Below are 20,710 nucleotides of genomic sequence, written 5' to 3' on the forward strand. Positions count from 1 at the left end.
AAAAGCCGGGGCGAAAAATTTTTCGCCCCGGCTTTTTCTTTGAAAGAATGTGTTATTACAATCCTAAAAGAACTGCGTAAGGATCTTTTCCTCCGAAGATGATTCTCTCCGGATTTTCGATCATTTCTTTTACTTTAACCAGGAATCCTACAGATTCTTTTCCATCAATGATGCGGTGATCGTAAGACAATGCCAAATACATCATCGGACGAATTTCCACTTTCCCGTCGATTGCTACCGGGCGCTCAATAATATTGTGCATTCCCAAAATAGCTGATTGCGGAGGATTGATAATCGGAGTGGACATCATGGAACCGAATACACCGCCGTTTGTGATTGTGAATGTTCCTCCGGTCATGTCTTCCGGAGTGATTTTCCCGTCGCGGGCTTTCACAGCCAAACGCTTGATTTCTCTTTCGATCTCAGCAAGGCTCATTTGTTCTGCATTGCGAACCACCGGAACCATCAATCCTTTCGGAGAAGATACTGCGATACCGATATCTGCGTAGTTGTGGAATACCATTTCATTTCCGTCGATCTGTGCGTTTACCGCAGGGAACAAGTTCAATGCTTCCGTTACGGCTTTTGTAAAGAAAGACATGAATCCAAGGTTCACATCGTGGAATTTCGCAAACTGATCTTTGTATTTTGCACGAAGATCCATGATCGGTTTCATATCTACTTCGTTGAAAGTCGTCAACATCGCTGTTTCGTTTTTCACAGAAACCAACCGTTCTGCAATCTTACGACGAAGCATCGACATTTTTTCGCGGTTCTGATCACGTGTACCACCCCATCCCTGAACAGCGTCAGCAGGAATTCCTGCAGCCATTGCTTCAACAACGTCTTGTTTGGTGATCCGTCCATCTTTTCCCGTACCGTTAATCTTAGTACCTGAAACACCGTTCTCAGCCATGATTTTAGCTGCTGCCGGAGAAGGAGTTCCTTTTGCGTAGCTGTCGCTCACCGGGTTCGGATTTAAAGTCGGTGCGCTTGTTTTTTCTGCAACCGGAGTCGATTCTTTCACTGGAGCTGCTTCAACTGGTTTTGCTTCTACAACCGGAGCCGCAGAACCTGCCGGTCTTTCAGCAGATGTGTCGATTAAACAAACGACTTGTCCAACTTTTACTACATCGCCTTCAGCTGCTTTCAAGGTAATAATACCAGCCTCTTCAGCAGGCAATTCCAACGTTGATTTGTCGGAATCCACTTCTGCGATAGCCTGATCTTTTTCTACATAGTCACCGTCCGAAACTAACCACGTTGCAATTTCCACTTCGGAAATTGACTCTCCCGGGCTAGGTACTTTCATTTCAAGGATTGACATAATTGAATCGTATTTAGTTTTTTAATAATCTTATTTAGCAGTTACGGATGCATATTGAAACACATCAGCAAATAATTGTTTTAAACGGCGTTCATGCAATTTTTTCGAACCTTCTGCAGCTGCTGCAGATGAAGGTCTTGTAATCCCAATGAACGGAATGTGTCTCATACTCATGGCAATATACGTCCAGGCACCCATGTTTGCAGGTTCTTCCTGTGCCCACAAAATGTTCTTCGCATTGTATTTTGCAACGATTGCTTCGATTTGTTTTTGTGGTAAGGGGTACAATTGCTCTACACGAACGAAAGCCATATTTTCAACACCCATTTCAGCTGCTTTTTCTTTCATTTCGTAGTAGAACTTCCCTGAACAGAATACCAACGTATCTACCTGGCCAGCTTTCGCAGTTGCATCATCAATTACTTCCTGAAAAGATCCGCTTGCCATTTCTTCCAGTGTGGAAGTAGCTGCAGGATAACGAAGCAACATTTTCGGTGAGAATACCACCAATGGTTTGCGGAACGGGCGAACTAACTGTCTTCTCAACAAGTGGAAGTGGTTTGCCGGAGTAGAAGTGTTTACAACCTGAATATTGTCGTCCGCACATTGTTGCAACCAACGCTCCATACGACCGCTTGAGTGTTCTGCACCTTGTCCTTCATATCCGTGAGGAAGCAGCATGACCAATCCGCTTTGAGTAGACCATTTGTCTTCTCCTGCAGTGATAAACTGGTCGATCATGATCTGCGCACCGTTGAAGAAGTCTCCGAATTGTGCTTCCCAGATTGTCAGTCCTTTCGGAGTTGCCAATGAGTAACCGTATTCGAATCCTAATACTGCATATTCGGAAAGCAAGGAGTTATATACTGAAAAACGTGCCTGTTTGTCAGACAACAAATTCAATGTTTCGATTTCTTCTTCGTTGTCTTCCGTTTTTACTACTGCATGGCGGTGAGAGAATGTTCCTCTTTCCACATCCTGTCCTGAAAGGCGCACCGGAATGCCTTCTTCCAATAAAGTAGCATAAGCCAGCATTTCTGCCGTTCCCCAATCCAGGTTGTTTGTTTCGATAGCCGCCAAACGGTCGTCGAAAATTTTCTGGATTTTACGGAAATATTTTTTTCCTTCCGGAAGTGTTGCCAGTTTTCTGCCAAGCTCAACCAGTTTTTCCTTTTTAATTCCCGTTTCAGGGCTTGAATCAAAGTCTTCAGGCTTACTGTGTCTGAATCCTTCCCAGGTTTTGCTTAAGAAATCCCAAACAACCGCTTTTTCGTTCTTGCGGGCTGTTTCGAATTCGTTTTCCAGGTAATCGTTGTATTCGTCTTCTAATTTTTTCGCAACATCACTTGATAATGCTCCTTCAGCTGTAATTTGCTTCAGGTAAATATCCTTTGGATTCGGATGTTTTGCAATGATGTTGTACAAATTCGGTTGCGTGAATTTAGGCTCATCTCCTTCGTTGTGACCATATTTACGGTAACACAATAAATCGATGAAGACATCACGGTTGAATTTCTGACGGTATTCCATCGCGATTTCAATCGTTTGGATTACTGCCTCAATATCGTCTCCGTTTACATGGAAAACCGGAGTAAGTGTTGTTTTCGCAACATCCGTACAATAAGTGGACGAACGAGCATCGTGGAAGTTTGTTGTAAAACCAACCTGGTTGTTCACCACAATGTGGATTGTACCACCTGCGCGGTAACCGTCAAGCAATGCCATTTGGATGACTTCGTAAACGATTCCCTGACCTGCAACCGCAGCATCTCCGTGAATCATTACCGGACAAATTTTGTTTTCGTCCTTCAAATGGTTATCCAGTTTTGCACGGGCAATTCCCTGAACTACCGGGTCAACAGCTTCTAAGTGAGAAGGGTTTGGAGCCAGCGTCAAGCCGATTTCTTTTCCTTCTTTCGTTTTAATCGAGCTGGTATATCCCTGGTGGTATTTCACGTCCCCGTCAAATGCGCTGTCGGCGTCAAATTCTTTTCCTTCGAATTCCGAGAAAATATCCTGTGGTCTTTTTTGGAAAATATTGGTCAATGTATTCAAGCGACCGCGGTGCGCCATACCCATTACGAAGTATTCTACACCCAGATCAGCTCCTTTTTCAACCAGGGCATCCAAAGCGGGGATCAACGCTTCACCACCTTCAATGGAGAAACGCTTTTGACCTACATACTTTTTACCCAAAAAGGCTTCAAAGTTGGAAGCTTGAAGTAATTTTTTATAAACGTGTGTTTTTCTTTCCGAATCAAATTTCGGTCTGTTTTTCAATTCTATTTTGTCGCGGAACCAATTCAATCTGTCCGGTTCACGCATGAACATGAATTCAATTCCAATGGATTGACAGTAGGTTTCTTCTAAATGCTCAATAATTGCTTTCAGGGTTGCAGAACCAATTCCAATCTGATCTCCTGCCTGGAAAACAGTTTCCAGATCAGCAGCTTCCAAACCAAAGTTTTCGATCGCTAAAGTTGGTTCGTACTTACGTCTTTCACGAACAGGATTCGTTTTAGTGAACAAATGTCCACGTGTACGATAACCGTTAATCAGGTTAAGAACTTTAAATTCTTTTTGAAAATTTTCAGGAATTTCACCGCCATCCTCGTAGTTGGTTTTGGCAAAATCAAATCCTTCAAAGAATTTTTGCCACCCAATATCAACGCTTTCAGGGTCTTTTGAATATGATTGATACAAATGCTCTATTGCATTCACGTCTGCATTTCCGACGTACGTCACTTTATCCATGTTTGTGCACTATAATGGTGGGTAAAGTTATAACTTTTATAGCAAGCGGAGGTAGGAATTTGCTATAAAAAAATGCAAAATTGCTAACTATTGTTTAAAGGCAATCAGAATGATCGGGTATGAATGGATTAAATCTCAAAACGGGTTTCGTTTTTGCAATGGCAATTGCTCATTTACGTAGGCAAATCAGTTGTCGGAAACGATTATCCAATGACTGAGCCAACGCTTGTCTTTTTTCGAAAGCTGTGCTTCCTCTTACTTATATTGCATCTGATAAAATACTTTCATCAATTCGCGGTGAAGAATGGCGTCTGCGAGGTGAAATAAGCGGTCCTCGCTGGTGTTGGTCTGAATTAAAATAATTTCAGGAACGTCAATGAGGTAGAGTAAATGACTCAGTTCGTTGGAAGATAGTTTTTTGAGAAACGCTTGTATTTCCTCGTTCCAGAGAGTCGGATTGGTGTTTTTCAGCTCGAAATCCCGGATTCCTGAGCGTTCAAAGTCTTTGTAGATCTGATTCTGAACCTTTTCCAGAAGTACTGCTGGACTCAGTTGAAGCTGCAGTTTCCGAACGAGTGTATTTAAATCTTTTTCTGCCATAATCCGGACATTCGACGCGAACTTCTTACCTTTGCGGCATGTTCGATACCTCAAAAGAAGCAATCATTTTTGATTTAGGGGGCGTTTTGTTGAATTTGGATTACGATTTAACAGAAAAGGCGTTTATTTCCCTTGGAATGGAGAATTTCAGAGAATCTTATTCCCAATTACAGCAAACCCAGTTATTTGACCGTTTTGAATGCGGAGAAGTTTCTTCTTTTCACTTCATCAATCAGTTATTGGATCGTTTGCCGGCGGGTTCAACAGCGAACCAGGTGGTTCATGCCTGGGATGCCATGATTTTGGATTTTCCGCCGGAACGCCTGGAAAAACTGGAGGCTTTAGCTTCGAAGTATCGTTTGTTCCTGTTGAGTAATACCAATGACCTGCACATTGATGCGGTCAGAAGATCTTTGGAAAAAACGGCCGGTCACAGAGACCTGGAGCGTTATTTTGAGAAAACATATTTCTCTTCTGCAGTCGGAATGCGTAAACCGGATGAAAAGATTTTTGAATTCGTTTGTACTGAAAACAAACTGGACCCTTCAAGAACCTTGTTCATTGACGACAGCCCGCAGCATGTGGAAGGAGCTAAAAAAACCGGAATAGATGCGGTCTTGCTTGAAAGAAAACAAGACGTATTTGATTTGCCTTTTTTTCGGGCATAATTCCACCAACACGTTGCTAAGGAGAATTACTTCTTCTCCTGACAAAGTTCTATCAATACTCCGTTGGAAGATTTCGGATGGATAAACGCGACTAATTTATTGTCGGCTCCGTTTTTCGGCTGCTCATTCAACAATTGAAATCCCCTGGATGAAAGTTCCTTCATCGACTCTTCGATGTTGGTGACATCAAACGCAATGTGGTGAATTCCTTCGCCTTTTTTCTCAATGAATTTGGCAATCGGGCTGTTTTCACTACTTGCTTCCAGCAATTCGATTTTTGATTCACCTACCTGGAAAAAAGCAGTTTTTACTCCTTCGCTTTCTACGGCTTCCGTTTTATAACATTCGGTGCCCAAAAGTTTGGTGTATGTCAGGATCGCGTCATCCAGGTTTTTCACAGCGATGCCGATATGCTCAATTTTATTCATGTGCCGAAGATAGTAAAGTCCCGGATAAAATCCGATAATTTCCTTATTGGAGACAGGGCATTAATAGCTCATTGTGACGCTCACACTTTTATTTTTTTCGTCTAGTGTAAAGCTTTCTGATCTGGAAATGTTTTTTGTTGAAGAACTTCCCGTGTTGACATTCGTTGAAATCATGTTTGTGTTGCAATCCACCCGGTAATCTCCATATTGATATTTTCCGAAATCGAGGTTCGGATTGTTTGGATTTGCATATTGAGTGGCAACTAAAACGCCGTTTTTGTCATGCAATTTGACTTCCGTTTGTCCCCATGAATGTACAAAGGAGGAGTTTTGGGATGGTTTGTAATTGACTGATATCGTAATGTTTCCTTCTTTTTTTGAATTATTCGGATCCTTTTTACAGCTGGTGAATGTAACTAACAGTAATAGAACACCGATAGCGTTGATTAATAGGTTTTTCATAGAGAAATATTAGGTTGTAAATAATTTAGGGTGATTACATTTGGTGAAGAAAAAATGATTTGGGATTGAAATGAATTTTTTATCCTTTAAAGAACTTTTCAGTTTTGTTGTCGAAGTTGATGTAATAAGCTCCCTTCAGGAGATTCGAACATGGAACGGAAGATCCGATTCCCTTCTTGACAATGTTTCCGTAAGCATCATAGATTTCGTATTTCGTTTCAATCGGTTTTCCGGCTGCGGTGAAGTTGATTTGATCCTTGACCTTGACGGGGTTCTTGGTCACGGCAGGAACCGAAGAGGTGAATTTCACATCCTTTGAGTTTCTTTTGGTTCCGGAATGATCTATTTGAACTACGCGAATGGTGTTTTCACCTGAATGTGGCGTTACCAGGAATTCATAAGAGTTTGTTCCGGAAGTTCCTTTTCCCTGAACTTCACCCACTTTTACCCATTTGTTCCAGCGGTATTGTTCAATAATGAAAGGGAGTTTTCCTTGTTCGTTATTCGTTTTCCAGGTAAGCATTCCGTTGTTTTGGATTTGAATATCCAGGGTGTTGAATGTGCTTCGCGGAAGCAGGACTTCCGGATTTAAAATTTTCGGCTTGCACCCGTCATTGTGTTCAATAACGATAAATACCGGTTCGCCTATTTCGATGTTAAAGAGAGAAAAATCAATTTCGAATGCTGAGATAGCTGTTCCTCCGGGCAAGATATCGCCGTTGACGGTTACTTTTGTTGCACAAAAGCCGAAACCATCTCCGTCTTCCGGATTCTGAACGTATAAGTTTTTACCTTGATAGCTGCCTTCAATGGAAAGAACCGCTGAGCTTGAAAAGCTTAGCAGTAATGCGCAAGAGCAAAGTAGGAATAATTTCAACTGTTTCATTTTTATTAGTAGCTACACTAAAAACTGTGGCAAGTATAATAGCTATTTTTTACATTACCAACATTTTACACGACGAAAGTACAATTTTTTTTACATTTCAACTATCTAATGAGTTAATTTGTCATTAAATAATATACGTTCGTCGATAATACCACCCTCTAACTTAACATTTTCAATACATTAATTTTGTTTTTTTAAGGTATTTTAGTAAAAGATTTTTTCTATTCTTGTAGTGATAAACGCATACTTCTACTATGAAATTAGTTCTTGTTACCTTTCTGATTCTTGTTTTAACTTCTTGCGGTGGTTCTGATAAAAAACAATTCGAGCACGCCGGAGGAAGTTTTAAGATGGCATTAGACAATACTCCTACGACTTTTATTGCGAGAGAAGTCAATGATGTTTACTCCTTTGAATTGCTTTCCCAGGTCATGGAAGGACTTGTGAGTTTTAATCCCGGAGATCTTTCTTTACAACCTCAAATTGCTGAAAAATGGAATGTTAGCGGTGACGGTACGATTTTCACTTTCACCATCAGAGACGATATCCTCTTTCATGAAAATGCCGTGTTTAAATCTGACAAGGATCGAAAACTGACTGTGGAAGATGTCTTGTTTACTTTTGAAAAAGCGTGTAAACCGAATGCCGACGGAAATCCGACAGCGGCATATTTGTCTTTATTGGCGAACCAGGTGAAAGGAGCGAAACAGTTCTATGAGGGAAAAGCGAAAACAATCAGCGGAATCAAAGCCAAAAAGAACCAGATCGAAATTACGCTCATTAACCCGGATCAGACATATATCAATAAACTGGCAAATCTGAGCGCCAGCATCGTTTCCAAAAAAGTAGTGGAATCCAATAAGGAAACGGATGTAGTAGGAACGGGGCCGTTTTGCTTTACCAGGCCAACAGATGAAAAATCCTATGTTTTACTGAAAAACCAGGATTATTACATGGTCGACAATAAAGGAAATGCACTTCCGTATCTCGACTCGGTTGTCTTCTACGTACAAACGCGGAAACTGGAACAACTGGAAATGTTCGAACAAGGTAAAACGTCAATCATTTCGGGTTTGCCCACTTCACGTATTACGGAAATGCTGGAAGGCCGGATTTCGGATTTCAATGCACAGCCTCCGCTGATGTTGTTGTACAATAATCCGTTGCTGACAACGCAATATTACTTTTTCAATATGAACGAACCGCGTTTCCGGGATGTTCGCGTGAGAAAGGCGTTCAATTATGCGATAGACCGGAAGCGGCTTGCGGACAATGTGCTCCGGAACCAGTTTTATGAATACGGAGTTTATGGAATTACTCCTCCGATCAGTTCGGTTTTCAAAGGATACAACTTTTCCGAGATCAAAAAATACGGTTACGATTACAATCCTGAATTGGCCAAAGAATTACTGGCGGAAGCAGGTTATCCGGGAGGAAAAGGTTTTGGAAATGTGAATCTGAGATTGGATATCAGTGATTTGAATACGGCAGTTGCAGAAGAAATTGCGGATCAGATTTATCAGACCCTGGGAATAAACGTAAACATTGATGGTTCCAATTTCGAGCAACGCAATGAAGACGGAAATATGGGGAAAGGAGATTTGTTCCGGACTGCGTGGATAGCGGATTATTCCAGTCCGGAAACTTTTTTGATGAATTTCTACGGAAAATTGGTCCCGAAGGATCAAAATATGGCATCCAGCGGAAACCAGTCGCGATATATCAATCCGATGTTTGACAGCTATTTTGAACAGGCGCGCGCTGCCAGTCAGAAACGAAGACTGGAATTGTTTTCACGGGCTGAAATTGAGTTGTTGAAAGACCCGCCGATGATCCCGCTTTGGTATGCCAATGATTTCACGTTGAGCTACTCACGGGTTCGGAACCTGAAAAACAATCCGATGGAGTTTTTGGATTTGCGTCGTGTCTATATTAAGGATTGGACCAAGGAGGAATATTTGAAGTCAATTCAATAAGTGTATATTTACGCTTGATATATTCAAAGAATGAAAGCTATCCTTACCGTATTGTTTTGCGCGTTTGTATCTGTATTGATTGCGCAACCTACCCAAACCGTGCGCGGTACAATCCTGGATTCCGAGTCTGATTTTCCTGTTTTCGGAGCGCAGGTTTTCATCACACTTTCAGACAGTTCGAAACTCAAAACTATGACCAATAACGATGGTGTTTTCGAGTTTTTGAATGTTCCGGTGGGAAAACATCCCTTAGATGTGAAATCAACCGTTTACGAAAATTATTCCACTTCCGTGGATGTCAATTCCGGAAGACAAACTGTTTTGGAAATCAAAATCAAGGAACGAATCAGTGAAGTAGAAGAAGTGGTGGTTGTGGCGCAAAAGCCCGGCGAGGTAAAAAATGAAATGGCAACGGTTTCAGCACAGCAGTTTTCGGTCGAAGAAACAGAGCGTTACGCTGGTTCGAGAGGAGATCCCGCACGGATGGCGAGTAACTTTGCGGGTGTTCAGGGTGCAGACGACTCCAGGAATGACATCGTGGTGCGTGGAAATTCACCGCTTGGAATTGTCTATAAAGTAGAAGGAATTGATATTCCGAATCCATCGCATTTTTCCATTTCGGGAAGTTCCGGTGGTCCGGTTTCGATCATCAACAATAAGAGTTTGGCGAATTCCGATTTTTTCATGTCGGCTTTCCCGGCTGAATACGGAAACTCCGTTTCGGGAATTTTCGATTTAAAATTGCGAAACGGAAACTCCAAACAACATGAATTCACCGGGCAATTTGGTTTCCTGGGAACGGAAGTCCTGGCAGAAGGACCTTTGAGCAAAAAATCAAATGCGAGTTACCTGGTGATGGGACGTTACTCCACCTTGAGTTTATTCCAGTTTATGGGAATCCGCATCGGGACGGACGCCGTGCCGGTTTATGGAGACGGTGCATTCAAATTCAATTTTCCGCTCAAAAAAGGAGGTCAGCTATCTCTTTGGGGATTGGGAGGAAAAAGTGATATCAAGATCCTGATTTCGGAGCAGACAGAATACACAACGGATTTGTACGGTGAAGGAGACCGCGATCAATATTTCGGAACTGGAATGGCGGTTGCCGGATTGACTTACAAGAAATCGCTTTCGGAACGAACGTTTTTAACCACTACTTTCTCGGGAAGTATCGACGATCAGCATTCGAAACACAATTACCTGGTTCGCTCTTTAGATACGACTTACAATGGTGGCGAACCAACGGTGAATATTCGTGTCGACAGTATTTACCAGATTATGGGATATTCCTATAAAATTGCACGTTACTCCGGAATGTTCAGTATCAATCACAAGATCGGAAAGCAGCACGTGATTAAAGCGGGGCTGAATGCGGATTTTTTTACTTTCAACATGACGGACAGCGTTTTGAATGTTGCCGGAACTGCGTTTATCAACCGCTGGGATTACAAAGGGCAGGGAGGAATCCTGGTTCAACCTTTCTTTCAGTGGAAATACCGCATCCGGGAAAACATGGATTTCACAGCAGGTTTGCATGCGCAGTATTATTCTTTCAGCAATTCGTTGAGCCCGGTTGAACCGCGTTTGGGTTGGAAATGGTCCATGAAAGGCAACCAGAAATTGTTTGCCGGAGCAGGATTACACAGTCAAACACAGCCTTATTACATTTATACATATCATCAATACGATGCCGGCGGAAACAAGGTTTACCAGAACAAAAACATGGGCTTCACCAAGTCGATGCATTCTGCTTTAGGCTATGAAAAGAATTTCAAGAAAGGATTCCAGTTCAAAACAGAAGTGTATTACCAGTACTTGTACCAGGTTCCTGTAACGGTGGTTCCTTCCGCGTTTTCGATTATCAACCAGGGAAGCGGATTTGCGCGTTTCTTCCCGGATTCGTTGAAAAACACGGGAACGGGAGTGAATTACGGTTTGGAGTTGACCCTTCAGAAATTCTTTGATAAGAGCTTTTATGTGTTGACTACTGTTTCGATTTATGACAGTAAGTACAAAGGAAGCGACGGAATAACAAGAAACACCAGTTACAATGGTTTGTATACTGCGAATGTCTTGTTCGGGAAAGAATTCAAATTAGGGAAAAAACAAATACTGGGACTTGGAGGAAAAGTAACCGTTGCAGGAGGAAAACGCTACGGATACATCAACCTGGCAGAAACGAACCTGCAAAAAGAACTGGTTTTCAGTGATTCATTATTCAACGAGCGGCAATTCAAGGATTATTTCCGTTTGGATTTAAAGATTAGCTGGAAAATGAATGCACGCAAAGTAACACATGAAATCGGTTTGGATTTGGTGAATGTACTCAACACCAGAAATATCTTAGGATTGGCGTATGCGCCGGATTTGGCGAACCCGAATAAGGAACCGTTGGCTGAAAAAACGCAGTTGGGCTTTTTACCGATTTTCTATTACCGTATCAGCTTTAAATTGGCAGGTGGGAAGAAAGAGTAACATAGCGCTGATCTTCTTCCTGGGGTTTTTCCTGATTTCCTGCGGTTCAAAAAAGAAAGCAGCTGAAATAAGTCTTTTTGAAGAATTGCAGAAAAGCAACGGGTATCTGAATGGTTCCGAGTTGAAAAAACTTGAATACGATTATGCCTTGAAACTGCTGGACAAATACGATCTTACAGGGTTTGACGAAGAAGATACATTGGCACGTTTTGTGCGTTCCGGTTCTTATATCTGGATTGCAAGCTGTTATATCGGAGAAGATAGTAATCCCTTCTTTTGTTTGAAACAAACCAAAGAGAAGCAATTTAAATTGGTCAAAAGTGAAACCGTTTCAGCAGCTTTGGGAGAATGCGATTACGATTTAGAAAAGATGCTTGTGCGAGCGGGAGAGTACGTCATTATTTCCAATAAATCGCATGGAAGTGGTTATTGCGGGGACTATCCGCGCGTTTTTACGATTGAAGGAAAGGAGATTTCGAGGGATGAAAAATTTCACTTCATGTCCTGGAATTGCTTGGAGGAACTGAATGATGCTGCATTTTGCTATGAGCGTACTTTTTCCTATTCGCTGAAAGATGCTATTTTATCCGTTCATGTAAAAGAAAAGAAGTTGGATGAAGAAACCCGGCAGCAAGTGGATTACCAGGAATATGATATGCGTTATGCTTTACAGCATGACCGACTGGTTTTGAAGGATACGCTCCGGAACTGATTTTAAAGCGTTATTCCGAGGATACACACATCGTCTACCTGTTCCAGATCTTTTTTCCAGGAGTGGAACGTTTTATCCAGAACCTTATCCAGTCGGTCATTCCGGTATTCCATTAATAATTCCTGGAAGGATTTGTAGCGGAATTTTTTGTTTTTCGGTCCGCCAAACTGATCTGCAAATCCGTCTGTGAAAAGTACCAAAGTATCTCCGTTTTCGTAAGTGAAATCGTGTTGTGTAAACGGAGCGAGATCATGCGAAAATCCTACAGGCTGCTTATCGGCTCTTCTTTCCTGCAAATCATTTGCGGTTAAGTGATAGAGTGCATTGTTGGCTGCTGCAAAGCAATAGGTTTTTGTTTTCCGGTTGATCCGGACGATGGCGATGTCCATTCCGTCTTTGTATTCGGTGCTTTTTCCGTCTTTATCAAAGGCCAGCAAAATTCCGTGCCGCAGTTCATTCAGAATCGTCCCCGGGTTGATGATCCGTTTGTTTTCCACTATTTCGATCAACAGGTTAATTCCCAATACACTCATCATGGAACCCGGAACTCCGTGTCCGGTACAGTCGCCCACTGCTACGAATTGATAATCTTCATTTTCAAAGACCCAATAAAAATCACCGCTTACAATGTCTTTGGGTTTGAAAAACAAAAAATGTCCGGGGAAAATGGCTTCAATGCTCGATTTGCTTGGAAGCATGGCGTTCTGAATGCGCAGTGCGTAGCGAATACTGTCTGTGAGATCGCGGTTCTTTTCTTCGATGAGGTTTTTCTGCTCCACAATCCGATTGTGGGATTTGATCATGAGTACCTTCAAAAAGAGTAAAAACAAAGAGCAGATCAGAAAGAGCAACAATAGATTGACATTACCAAGCAGTGTTTCCATTGTTTTGGTTTGCTTCGGGATTTGAATGAAGGGTCCGTGAAAATAAGACCAGATTACCAGGGAAAAGAAAGAGATGATGGACAAAGCAATGAAGAAGCGGATCACATTTTGACTGTTGAATACCACAACACTAATCATGCAAAGTACCAGCATAAAGAAGTGAAGGTTTACATTTGTTCCGTATACGAGCGTCGTGATGATGAAATACAGAAAACTGCAGCAAATAAGAACAAAGAAGGATACAATGTATTTTTTTTGATGAATGAGGAAGAAGGAAATCAGTGCCGAAAGAAAGAAAAAGCTGTTGATAATTACTCCGACAGGCTGCTCAAAGTAAATATACATCGGCGTATAGGCAATCATGATCACAGCAATCAGCAATGCGATGAGGTTGCTCACACGAATTTTCCGATTCAGCGAGTCTGTATTGTTAACCGAAATTCCGTTATTAAGTATTCGATTTATCATTCAATCAAATATAGTGTTCTATCGGATATTTTTGAAACAATTTTAAAACGGTTTATCAGACGCTGCTTCGAAAAGAATATTCAGTTCTTTTTTGCTTTTACGAGCCTCATATTTGAATCCAAAAAGCATCATCAGATATCCAAACAGGAACATCATCACAGGAATAAGCATTGGGAAACCCAATCCATGGAAATTGAAACTGATCAAAGATTGCAATATAGTAATGAGAATAAATGATGCTACGATTCCTGTCAGTGATAACCAAAAGATCATGAATATTGTGACAGCCAGGTGCATCTTCATGGAAATCCGGATTTCTGTTTTGTTCAGGAATGAAGAAACAGTTCCTTTAATGACCGGCAAGAATGAATTTCCGTAAGAAATGTTCCGGGAAATTTTAAAACTCTTTTCAGCAATTTTTCCAATATATGAAGATGTTGGTTTTTTTGCTTTATTCATATTGATACCAAAGAACGTGATTTTAAATTGCCTGTTTGAATGGCTGATAGTTTGCCCGATGCGATTGATTACTTCTTCTTCGGAGAGATTTGTCATGATCGTGTATTTTTCGACCGGAAGAAAATTGGAAAGTTTAAGCATTTTCAGAATGAATTTTTGTTTTTGAAAGCAGGTTTAGTTTTACATTTTCCATCGCTTTCCGGGTACAATACCTTTGATAGGGAATAGAGAAAAGTGGCCCGAGCAGTTTGCTCAGGAAATTTCCGGGTTTGGAAAAAGTCCGGATTCTGAAAATAACGCCCTGATCGGTTTCTTCCAGTAAAAAGTAGGAGATTCCCTTTTCTACATGCCCTTCCAGTGTTTCATAACTGAATCCGATTTGGGTGCTTTCGTGAATCAGTTCCTTAATTCGTACTCCGAAAATAGCTTTTTGTGAGCATGCCGGAAAGGGTGGAAGAAAAACTTGCTGAACAATCGTGTCACCGGTTTGCATCTTCCTCTTTTCATCTGTCCATTGCGCATAGGCGTTCAAAATGTATGCGGGGAAGATCCGGTAATCGAAAAAATGAGAAGTGTCAAGTTCAGAGAGTTTGCTGATTCCTTCAATCTCAATCAAGCTGTTCTTTTCAACCAGGAGCTTTTTGTCGTAGGGCATCACGGCAACTTCTTTCAGTTCGTGGAGGTGTTTGGGAAATCGTTTGGATTGATTTAAAAAACTGATTTTCATAGCTCGGTAGTTTATTCCTTTTTTCTCAGCCAGCCGAGAACCCGCGAATGTTCGATCTTCCAGAACCCTTTCTCGGATGACAGATCATATTTAACCCGGCTTGAAGCGTATTTTCCTCCGTTTTGCTGAATGATCTCCACAGAGCCGGCACCTACTGCGGAAATGATAGCAACGTGTCCGTAACCGTTTAATGAGGTTGCGTCCAGAATGATTAAATCGCCGACTTGTGGTTTCGCCTTACTTGGATTGGAGTATTGAACCAATCCGCGATCCGGATTCCAATCTCCGTCTTTCAATGATTTATTGAAAAAGTCTACCGCATTTCCAAATGGATTCGGCATTTTGTGTTTGTAGTGCTGATAGTAATACCGTTTTACGAATTCGACGCATTGGTATTTTAAACCGATGTTGTATCCGTCGGGAGCTGTGTTTCGCCCGGAAATGTTTCCTGTTCCGGAATTGTAGTAAACAACGACCTGGTTCAGACTGTCGATCGGATCTCCGATTTCATACGAACTGAAAAGCAAAGGGTTTTTACGGTACACGAAAAAACCGATAATGATCAGAGTGGTGAAAACAAAGAAGAAAATCCATTTTTTCATAAAAACAGTTCGCTTTTAGGTTGCTGTAAATGTATCCAAAAAGTGGAGATAATTTTAAAAAAAGAGTGGGGACGCGATGCATTGCGTCCCCACTCTTTTTGATCCTTATTCTTTTGGAATTCTTCTTTTCTGGATTTAATGCTTCGGTTGGTGATTTACCATCCAGTTGATTCCGAACCGGTCTGTAAAACTTCCGTAATATGCTCCCCAGAACATGTCCTGAAGTGGCATGGTGATAGTTCCACCTTCTGATAATTCAGTGAAAATGCGTGTTGCTTCATCCCTGGAATCCGGCTCCAAACTGATGTGCATGTTGTTTCCCTGCGTCAAGGTGAAACCCATTTCTTTCGGAGCATCGGTTCCCATCAAAACATGGTTTCCGAGTAAGGGAAGTTCCACATGCAAAATCATTTTCTTTACGTGATCTGCCAATGGTGGTGCGTCTTCCGTGCTTGCCGGAATATCTCCGAAGCGTTGCAGCCCGTTCACGAATTCAGTGCGGAATACTTTGCGGTAGAATGAGAAAGCATCTTCTGTATTCCCGGGGAAATTCACATAGGTTGAAACACGCGTCTCGTTGTTTGGTTTTTTGTCCAAACGCAATTGAAACTGTGCACGGATAAATTCGTCCAGGTTTTCCATTGCAGCAAGGAATCCTTCTTTGAATCCCATTTGAATAATGGATTCCAGATCCTCCAGTTTGGCATAACTCAAGGTCACATGAACCATGGTTTGTTCTTCTTTTGAAGCGAATTGAACGTCCCAGTCAGTTCTTGGAAATGCATCAATGATGTTTCCTTCCGGATCACAGAAAGCATCCAAACCGGTATAACCTTTATGCGCATCGATCGTTTTGTAATCAGCCCGGCAAAAATGTTCTTCTCCCTGTGGTCCGAGCATGGAATACAACCAGGTTCCGCCCGGTACGAAATTCATGGATTTGGTTTTGGTTTTCCAGGGTCTTGGAGCCCACCACAAATCCAGGATTTCCGGTTTTGTCCATGCGTCCCAGACTAAATCTACCGGAGCTGCAAACTCGCGTTCTACAAAAATCTTGTTGTTCACCTTATCTGCGGTGAAATTCAATAATAAGCTGCTTTTCATTTTTTACTTTTTTAAATTCGTGAATAATCCGTCCAGGTTTTCAAGAGCCGCGGTAAATCCTTCTTTGAAACCCATTTCAATCATCCTTTCCATTCGCTCGCGCGATTCGTTGTAAATGGTCATGTGGACGGTTGTGGTTCCGTTTTGTTCACTGAAATTCAACTCCCAATCAGAGCCGGGCAATTGCTGGTTTTCGTCTTTGTCTGCAAAAACATTGAAAAATGTAAAGCTGGTCTTCGGATGAATGGATTTGTATTCCTGAATTGCCCAGCTTTCGTTTCCGTCAGGGCTTACCATTGCATAAAATCTTCGACCGCCAACTTCAAAATTCAGATACTTTGTTTTTGATGACCAGGGTTTTGGAGCCCACCATCGGTCAAGGATTTCCGGTTTTGTCCATGCTTCCCAAACCAAATCGAGGTTTGCGGCAAATTCACGTTTGATGTTTACGGTGTTCTTTTCCTTGTCAACCGTGAAGTCAAATAATAGTGTCGGTTTCATCTTTTTTTGTTTTTAAATGAGCTAATACTTCGTCTAACTGATTGAAACGGTCTTCCCATAACTGTTTAAATTGTTCCAACCACTGATCAATTTCTTTCATCTTGTGTGCATCTAAACGGTAATAGATTTCTCTTCCTTGTTTGCTCGTGGTGAGCACCTGGCATTCGTTCAAAAGCTGAATGTGTTTAGAGACAGCCTGGCGACTGGTGTCGAAATGCTCGGCCAGGGCATTCGGTGTCATCGCCTGAGTTGCGAGAAGAACCAGAATTGCTCTTCTGGTCGGATCTGCAATGGCTTGAAAAATATCTCTTTTCATACGTCTTTGAATTAAATGCAATCAATTGGCTGCAAATATATGCAACTTTTTGGTTGCGCAAAAATTTTTTTTGAATTTTTTTGAGAGAAGAGCATGTGAATGAGGATGGAAGCCTTTGTTTTCAGTACTTTTGAAGCATGAAGCCAACGCGAAAAGATTTAAAACCGGGCATGCTGGTATTGTTTGTTCAGAAGAAACACCAGGCAAGCGGAGAATTAACGGAAGGAATTATCAAATCCATTCTGACAAGCGCGCCGTCGCATCCGCATGGAATCAAGATTATGACGGTTGATAAATTGGTGGGAAGAGTCGTGGAAATTGTGGATGGAGAAGCGGATTAATCAGTATAAAAAGACCTTAAAACAAAGAGGGGACGCGATGCACCGCGTCCCCTCTTTTACTTTTATGAAATGCTCTTTTCTTACAAATCAAATTTGATTCCTTGTGCCAAAGGCAATGAATCAGAATAGTTGATCGTATTTGTCTGACGACGCATGTAAACTCTCCATGCATCAGATCCTGATTCGCGTCCACCTCCGGTTTCTTTTTCACCACCGAAAGCTCCACCGATCTCAGCACCGGAAGTACCGATGTTTACGTTTGCAATTCCACAGTCAGAACCTGCCTGAGACAAGAACGCTTCTGCTTCACGCAAGTTGTTTGTCATAATTGCTGAAGACAATCCCTGAGGAACTCCGTTTTGAAGCGCAATTGCATTTTCAACTCCGCCTGAATATTTCATCAGGTACAATACCGGAGCAAACGTTTCGTGCTGAACAATTTTAAAGCTGTTTTGTGCCTCAGCGATAGCTGGTTTCACATAACATCCGGATTCGTATCCTGCACCGGAAAGAACTCCGCCGTCAACGATTACTTTTCCACCTTCTTCAACAACCTGAACCAACGCATTCTGATAAGCAGCTACAGCATCTTTATCAATTAGCGGTCCAACGTGGTTATTTTGATCCAATGGATTTCCGATACGCAATTGTCCGTAAGCTTTTACCAACGCATCTTTTACTTTATCATAAATAGAATCGTGAATGATCAAACGACGTGTAGAAGTACAACGTTGTCCTGCTGTTCCTACTGCACCGAATACTGCTCCAGGAACTACCATTTTCAAATCAGCAGATTCTGTAATGATAATGGCATTGTTTCCTCCTAATTCCAACAAATGACGACCCAAACGTTTTCCAACTGCTTCACCAACTGCTTTACCCATACGAGTAGAACCTGTTGCAGAAACCAACGGAATGCGCGTATCGTTCGACATCAATTTTCCAATTTCAGCATCACCGATCAACAAACAGGAAACTCCTTCAGGAACTCCATTTGCTTCGAAAACTTCTTGTGTGATTTTTTGACAAGCAATTGCCGTCAAAGGTGTTTTTTCGGATGGTTTCCAGATACAAACATCTCCACAAACCCAAGCCAAAGCTGTATTCCAGTTCCAAACAGCAACCGGGAAGTTGAACGCAGAAATAATTCCTACGATTCCAAGTGGATGGTATTGCTCATACATTCTGTGTCCCGGACGCTCGGAGTGCATCGTCAAACCGTATAACTGACGGGAAAGACCTACTGCAAAATCACAGATGTCGATCATTTCCTGAACTTCTCCCAAACCTTCCTGTAATGATTTTCCCATTTCGTAAGAAACCAATTCGCCTAAGGCTTGTTTTTTCTCGCGAATTTTCTCTGCCAACTGACGAATCACTTCACCACGTTTTGGCGCAGGGATCATTCTCCAGTATTTGAATGCCTCCTGAGCTTTCAAAACAACTGCTTCGTATTCTGTTTCCGTTGCGGAAGAAACGGATGCAATAACTTGTCCGTCTACCGGTGATACGGAATCAATCTGAACTCCACGTGTGTTAAACCAATATCCTCCTGTTGAAGCACCGCGATTGACTGCTTCAATCCCTAGTGTTCTTAATGTTTCTTGTATTCCAAGATCTGTTGCTGTTGCTGACATTCCTTTTCGATTAGTTTGTGCAAAATTACACAATTTTGCTGAGAGGAAGTGAATGTCAGGGAATAATCGAGCGAATAAATGTTAAGGATTACCGGATTGCCTGAATGAATGATTGAACTAGTCTTTTCACCTTTAATTTCAGTTGTTTAGGGGGGATTGGTTGGGTAAAAGGGTCGTTTTTATTTTGTGGCGTATAAAATTCCCCAGGCACCGCATTTCATGTTTTTCTCAAAGATTTCTCCCACATCATATTTTCGATAAACTTCTAACTCAATTGTCTTTTGCGTTTTAGGGTTTTTAAAAACAATGTAATGTTTTAATCTGCCATTTTTTGTGCTGTGTGAATAACCCTTTACAGGCTCTTTGATTTGTACAACTTCAGATTTCCCAAAGAATTGATTTGTTGTAATGATGAATGAAAACCCCATTCCGAATAAAACTCCTGATAAACAAATGATTATCATTGCAATTGAAATTACATCGCGTGCCTTTTCTTTCAATTTATTTTTAGGGATGTTTTTATCTAAAGGTTTTACTTTTTTGTAATAAAATTTTGGTCCAAAGATCATTAAACACACAAGGATTGATAACAATAAAAATTTTGCGGTTATCAGTAATGCAGTTGCAGTTTCAAAGTATTTGATTGTAAAAAACGGATAGCTGATGATTCCGGCACAAGTAATTAAAATCAGCCATACTTTGGATTTCCAGGATTTTAACATGATGATTAATTTGTTTTTGATATTTCTTGTGGTTCAGGATCTGTTATTGAGATTACTTTTCGGTTCGTTTGTACGAAACTACACAAAAAGAGCAGATATCAGATATCCTTTTGGCAGACAGAAAAGGTTAAACTTCCGCTTTGATTTTCAACTAAGCGAGTATGAGAAATAACAAATTTGCCAGAAGGAGCACCCATCGTTCCTTGTTCAGTAATCCAGTCCGCCCATTTTACATCTTCGGGATTTCCAAAACAGATTCCGGCTCCTGATAAAATAAAGAACCCGATCAGTATGCTGATATATAGCGTTCGTTCAAGCATGGAGTTTCAATTCTATCTGTTCGAATCCTATTTTTTAATCTCAATCCTTACTCCTTCAGTATTATTCCAAATTCGCAATTTACTTTTTCCGATCTGATACGAAAGTTCCTGTTTTCCTCTTGTTAGTTTTTTTACTTCGGGTGGGCCAAGTTTTTCAACGACAGCATTCAGAAATTCATTTACAGAATGATTAAATGATTCGGCACTTGCTCCTGAGGAATAATAATCGAAATGCAATTTGATAATGTATATAGGTTCTTCATTAAAAGCCCACAGCAATAAATTCAATTTGTGATGATCTCTTTTTCCGTGTTTAGCGTGATCAATAAAGGCGTTGTATT

22 protein-coding genes are annotated in these 20,710 nt (G+C 41.3%); 5 read left to right on the plus strand and 17 right to left on the minus strand.

What is annotated here, in order from left to right; genetic code table 11:
* Positions 1-55 precede the first annotated feature (55 nt).
* The 3 genes from odhB to Q1V93_RS08600 all read right to left on the minus strand — a co-directional run bounded on the left by odhB (position 56) and on the right by Q1V93_RS08600 (position 4,681).
* Positions 56-1,327, minus strand: a complete 1,272-nt coding sequence (gene odhB / locus Q1V93_RS08590; RefSeq protein WP_300663782.1) for a 2-oxoglutarate dehydrogenase complex dihydrolipoyllysine-residue succinyltransferase — start codon at positions 1,325-1,327, stop codon at positions 56-58.
* Between the two features lie 30 nt (positions 1,328-1,357).
* Entirely contained in the window at positions 1,358-4,081 is a 2,724-nt protein-coding gene (locus tag Q1V93_RS08595) for a 2-oxoglutarate dehydrogenase E1 component (RefSeq protein WP_300663784.1), read from the minus strand.
* 255 nt (positions 4,082-4,336) lie between these two features.
* Positions 4,337-4,681 carry a hypothetical protein gene (locus Q1V93_RS08600; protein WP_300663786.1) on the minus strand — a complete coding sequence of 115 codons (345 nt, stop codon included), beginning with the start codon at positions 4,679-4,681 and terminating at the stop codon, positions 4,337-4,339.
* Between the two features lie 38 nt (positions 4,682-4,719).
* On the opposite strand from Q1V93_RS08600, the gene Q1V93_RS08605 reads away from it, so the two are divergent.
* Positions 4,720-5,349: an HAD family phosphatase gene (locus tag Q1V93_RS08605; RefSeq protein ID WP_300663788.1), complete on the plus strand. Its 630-nt coding sequence runs from the start codon at positions 4,720-4,722 to the stop codon at positions 5,347-5,349.
* Between the two features lie 26 nt (positions 5,350-5,375).
* On the opposite strand, the gene mce is transcribed toward Q1V93_RS08605, so the two are convergent.
* The 3 genes from mce to Q1V93_RS08620 all read right to left on the minus strand — a co-directional run bounded on the left by mce (position 5,376) and on the right by Q1V93_RS08620 (position 7,116).
* Positions 5,376-5,777 (minus strand): methylmalonyl-CoA epimerase, encoded by a 402-nt coding sequence (gene mce / locus Q1V93_RS08610; RefSeq protein WP_300663790.1) that lies wholly within the window; start codon positions 5,775-5,777, stop codon positions 5,376-5,378.
* A gap of 60 nt (positions 5,778-5,837) precedes the next feature.
* Complete coding sequence (locus Q1V93_RS08615; protein ID WP_300663791.1) at positions 5,838-6,239, minus strand: hypothetical protein; 402 nt, start codon at positions 6,237-6,239, stop codon at positions 5,838-5,840.
* A 79-nt stretch (positions 6,240-6,318) separates the two neighbouring features.
* A complete protein-coding gene (locus Q1V93_RS08620) occupies positions 6,319-7,116 on the minus strand; it encodes a hypothetical protein (protein WP_300663792.1) in 798 nt (265 codons plus the stop codon).
* 263 nt (positions 7,117-7,379) lie between these two features.
* Here Q1V93_RS08620 and Q1V93_RS08625 point away from each other — a divergent pair, with 263 nt between their 5' ends.
* From Q1V93_RS08625 to Q1V93_RS08635, 3 genes are read left to right on the plus strand one after another with little or no spacing between them, the layout of a single operon-like run.
* Positions 7,380-9,101, plus strand: a complete 1,722-nt coding sequence (locus tag Q1V93_RS08625; RefSeq protein WP_300663793.1) for a peptide ABC transporter substrate-binding protein — start codon at positions 7,380-7,382, stop codon at positions 9,099-9,101.
* Between the two features lie 30 nt (positions 9,102-9,131).
* Complete coding sequence (locus tag Q1V93_RS08630) at positions 9,132-11,576, plus strand: DUF2012 domain-containing protein (RefSeq protein ID WP_300663795.1); 2,445 nt, start codon at positions 9,132-9,134, stop codon at positions 11,574-11,576.
* A complete protein-coding gene (locus Q1V93_RS08635; protein ID WP_300663797.1) occupies positions 11,560-12,288 on the plus strand; it encodes a hypothetical protein in 729 nt (242 codons plus the stop codon). Before Q1V93_RS08630 ends, Q1V93_RS08635 begins: the two co-directional genes overlap by 17 nt.
* A 2-nt stretch (positions 12,289-12,290) precedes the next feature.
* On the opposite strand, the gene Q1V93_RS08640 is transcribed toward Q1V93_RS08635, so the two are convergent.
* The 7 genes from Q1V93_RS08640 to Q1V93_RS08670 all read right to left on the minus strand — a co-directional run bounded on the left by Q1V93_RS08640 (position 12,291) and on the right by Q1V93_RS08670 (position 17,349).
* Complete coding sequence (locus Q1V93_RS08640) at positions 12,291-13,640, minus strand: SpoIIE family protein phosphatase (RefSeq protein ID WP_300663799.1); 1,350 nt, start codon at positions 13,638-13,640, stop codon at positions 12,291-12,293.
* Positions 13,641-13,682: 42 nt separating this feature from the next.
* Positions 13,683-14,195 (minus strand): hypothetical protein, encoded by a 513-nt coding sequence (locus Q1V93_RS08645; protein WP_300663801.1) that lies wholly within the window; start codon positions 14,193-14,195, stop codon positions 13,683-13,685.
* A gap of 37 nt (positions 14,196-14,232) precedes the next feature.
* A complete protein-coding gene (locus Q1V93_RS08650; RefSeq protein WP_300663803.1) occupies positions 14,233-14,826 on the minus strand; it encodes a DUF1990 family protein in 594 nt (197 codons plus the stop codon).
* A gap of 11 nt (positions 14,827-14,837) precedes the next feature.
* On the minus strand, positions 14,838-15,428 hold the full coding sequence (locus tag Q1V93_RS08655) for a CHAP domain-containing protein (protein WP_300663805.1): 591 nt from the start codon (positions 15,426-15,428) through the stop codon (positions 14,838-14,840).
* A gap of 135 nt (positions 15,429-15,563) precedes the next feature.
* Positions 15,564-16,532: an SRPBCC domain-containing protein gene (locus Q1V93_RS08660; RefSeq protein ID WP_300663806.1), complete on the minus strand. Its 969-nt coding sequence runs from the start codon at positions 16,530-16,532 to the stop codon at positions 15,564-15,566.
* A 3-nt stretch (positions 16,533-16,535) separates the two neighbouring features.
* On the minus strand, positions 16,536-17,033 hold the full coding sequence (locus Q1V93_RS08665) for an SRPBCC domain-containing protein (protein ID WP_300663807.1): 498 nt from the start codon (positions 17,031-17,033) through the stop codon (positions 16,536-16,538).
* Complete coding sequence (locus tag Q1V93_RS08670; protein ID WP_300663809.1) at positions 17,011-17,349, minus strand: metalloregulator ArsR/SmtB family transcription factor; 339 nt, start codon at positions 17,347-17,349, stop codon at positions 17,011-17,013. The genes Q1V93_RS08665 and Q1V93_RS08670 overlap by 23 nt, the downstream gene beginning before the upstream one ends.
* A 137-nt stretch (positions 17,350-17,486) precedes the next feature.
* Here Q1V93_RS08670 and Q1V93_RS08675 point away from each other — a divergent pair, with 137 nt between their 5' ends.
* Complete coding sequence (locus Q1V93_RS08675; RefSeq protein WP_124747667.1) at positions 17,487-17,690, plus strand: YwbE family protein; 204 nt, start codon at positions 17,487-17,489, stop codon at positions 17,688-17,690.
* A gap of 80 nt (positions 17,691-17,770) precedes the next feature.
* On the opposite strand, the gene Q1V93_RS08680 is transcribed toward Q1V93_RS08675, so the two are convergent.
* The 4 genes from Q1V93_RS08680 to Q1V93_RS08695 all read right to left on the minus strand — a co-directional run.
* Positions 17,771-19,327: an aldehyde dehydrogenase family protein gene (locus Q1V93_RS08680; protein WP_300663813.1), complete on the minus strand. Its 1,557-nt coding sequence runs from the start codon at positions 19,325-19,327 to the stop codon at positions 17,771-17,773.
* Between the two features lie 179 nt (positions 19,328-19,506).
* Positions 19,507-20,049, minus strand: coding sequence for a hypothetical protein (locus Q1V93_RS08685; protein WP_300663815.1), 543 nt, complete (start codon positions 20,047-20,049; stop codon positions 19,507-19,509).
* A gap of 98 nt (positions 20,050-20,147) precedes the next feature.
* Positions 20,148-20,369, minus strand: coding sequence for a hypothetical protein (locus Q1V93_RS08690; protein ID WP_300663817.1), 222 nt, complete (start codon positions 20,367-20,369; stop codon positions 20,148-20,150).
* A 27-nt stretch (positions 20,370-20,396) separates the two neighbouring features.
* Positions 20,397-20,710, minus strand: a 314-nt coding sequence (locus tag Q1V93_RS08695; RefSeq protein ID WP_300663819.1) for a hypothetical protein, incomplete at its 5' end; no start/stop codon positions are given.

The sequence above is a fragment of the Fluviicola sp. genome, assembly GCF_030151805.1.
In the GTDB taxonomy this organism is placed as follows: Bacteria; Bacteroidota; Bacteroidia; order Flavobacteriales_D; family Crocinitomicaceae; genus Fluviicola.

Bases quoted from the DNA above. Each gene is read 5' to 3' on its own strand.
- odhB (WP_300663782.1), bottom strand. From the start codon at position 1,327: ATGTCAATCCTTGAAATGAAAGTACCTAGCCCGGGAGAGTCAATTTCC.
- Q1V93_RS08595 (WP_300663784.1), bottom strand. From the start codon at position 4,081: ATGGATAAAGTGACGTACGTCGGAAATGCAGACGTGAATGCAATAGAG.
- Q1V93_RS08600 (WP_300663786.1), bottom strand. From the start codon at position 4,681: ATGGCAGAAAAAGATTTAAATACACTCGTTCGGAAACTGCAGCTTCAA.
- Q1V93_RS08605 (WP_300663788.1), top strand. From the start codon at position 4,720: ATGTTCGATACCTCAAAAGAAGCAATCATTTTTGATTTAGGGGGCGTT.
- mce (WP_300663790.1), bottom strand. From the start codon at position 5,777: ATGAATAAAATTGAGCATATCGGCATCGCTGTGAAAAACCTGGATGAC.
- Q1V93_RS08615 (WP_300663791.1), bottom strand. From the start codon at position 6,239: ATGAAAAACCTATTAATCAACGCTATCGGTGTTCTATTACTGTTAGTT.
- Q1V93_RS08625 (WP_300663793.1), top strand. From the start codon at position 7,380: ATGAAATTAGTTCTTGTTACCTTTCTGATTCTTGTTTTAACTTCTTGC.
- Q1V93_RS08630 (WP_300663795.1), top strand. From the start codon at position 9,132: ATGAAAGCTATCCTTACCGTATTGTTTTGCGCGTTTGTATCTGTATTG.
- Q1V93_RS08640 (WP_300663799.1), bottom strand. From the start codon at position 13,640: ATGATAAATCGAATACTTAATAACGGAATTTCGGTTAACAATACAGAC.
- Q1V93_RS08645 (WP_300663801.1), bottom strand. From the start codon at position 14,195: ATGACAAATCTCTCCGAAGAAGAAGTAATCAATCGCATCGGGCAAACT.
- Q1V93_RS08650 (WP_300663803.1), bottom strand. From the start codon at position 14,826: ATGAAAATCAGTTTTTTAAATCAATCCAAACGATTTCCCAAACACCTC.
- Q1V93_RS08655 (WP_300663805.1), bottom strand. From the start codon at position 15,428: ATGAAAAAATGGATTTTCTTCTTTGTTTTCACCACTCTGATCATTATC.
- Q1V93_RS08660 (WP_300663806.1), bottom strand. From the start codon at position 16,532: ATGAAAAGCAGCTTATTATTGAATTTCACCGCAGATAAGGTGAACAAC.
- Q1V93_RS08665 (WP_300663807.1), bottom strand. From the start codon at position 17,033: ATGAAACCGACACTATTATTTGACTTCACGGTTGACAAGGAAAAGAAC.
- Q1V93_RS08670 (WP_300663809.1), bottom strand. From the start codon at position 17,349: ATGAAAAGAGATATTTTTCAAGCCATTGCAGATCCGACCAGAAGAGCA.
- Q1V93_RS08675 (WP_124747667.1), top strand. From the start codon at position 17,487: ATGAAGCCAACGCGAAAAGATTTAAAACCGGGCATGCTGGTATTGTTT.
- Q1V93_RS08680 (WP_300663813.1), bottom strand. From the start codon at position 19,327: ATGTCAGCAACAGCAACAGATCTTGGAATACAAGAAACATTAAGAACA.
- Q1V93_RS08685 (WP_300663815.1), bottom strand. From the start codon at position 20,049: ATGTTAAAATCCTGGAAATCCAAAGTATGGCTGATTTTAATTACTTGT.
- Q1V93_RS08690 (WP_300663817.1), bottom strand. From the start codon at position 20,369: ATGCTTGAACGAACGCTATATATCAGCATACTGATCGGGTTCTTTATT.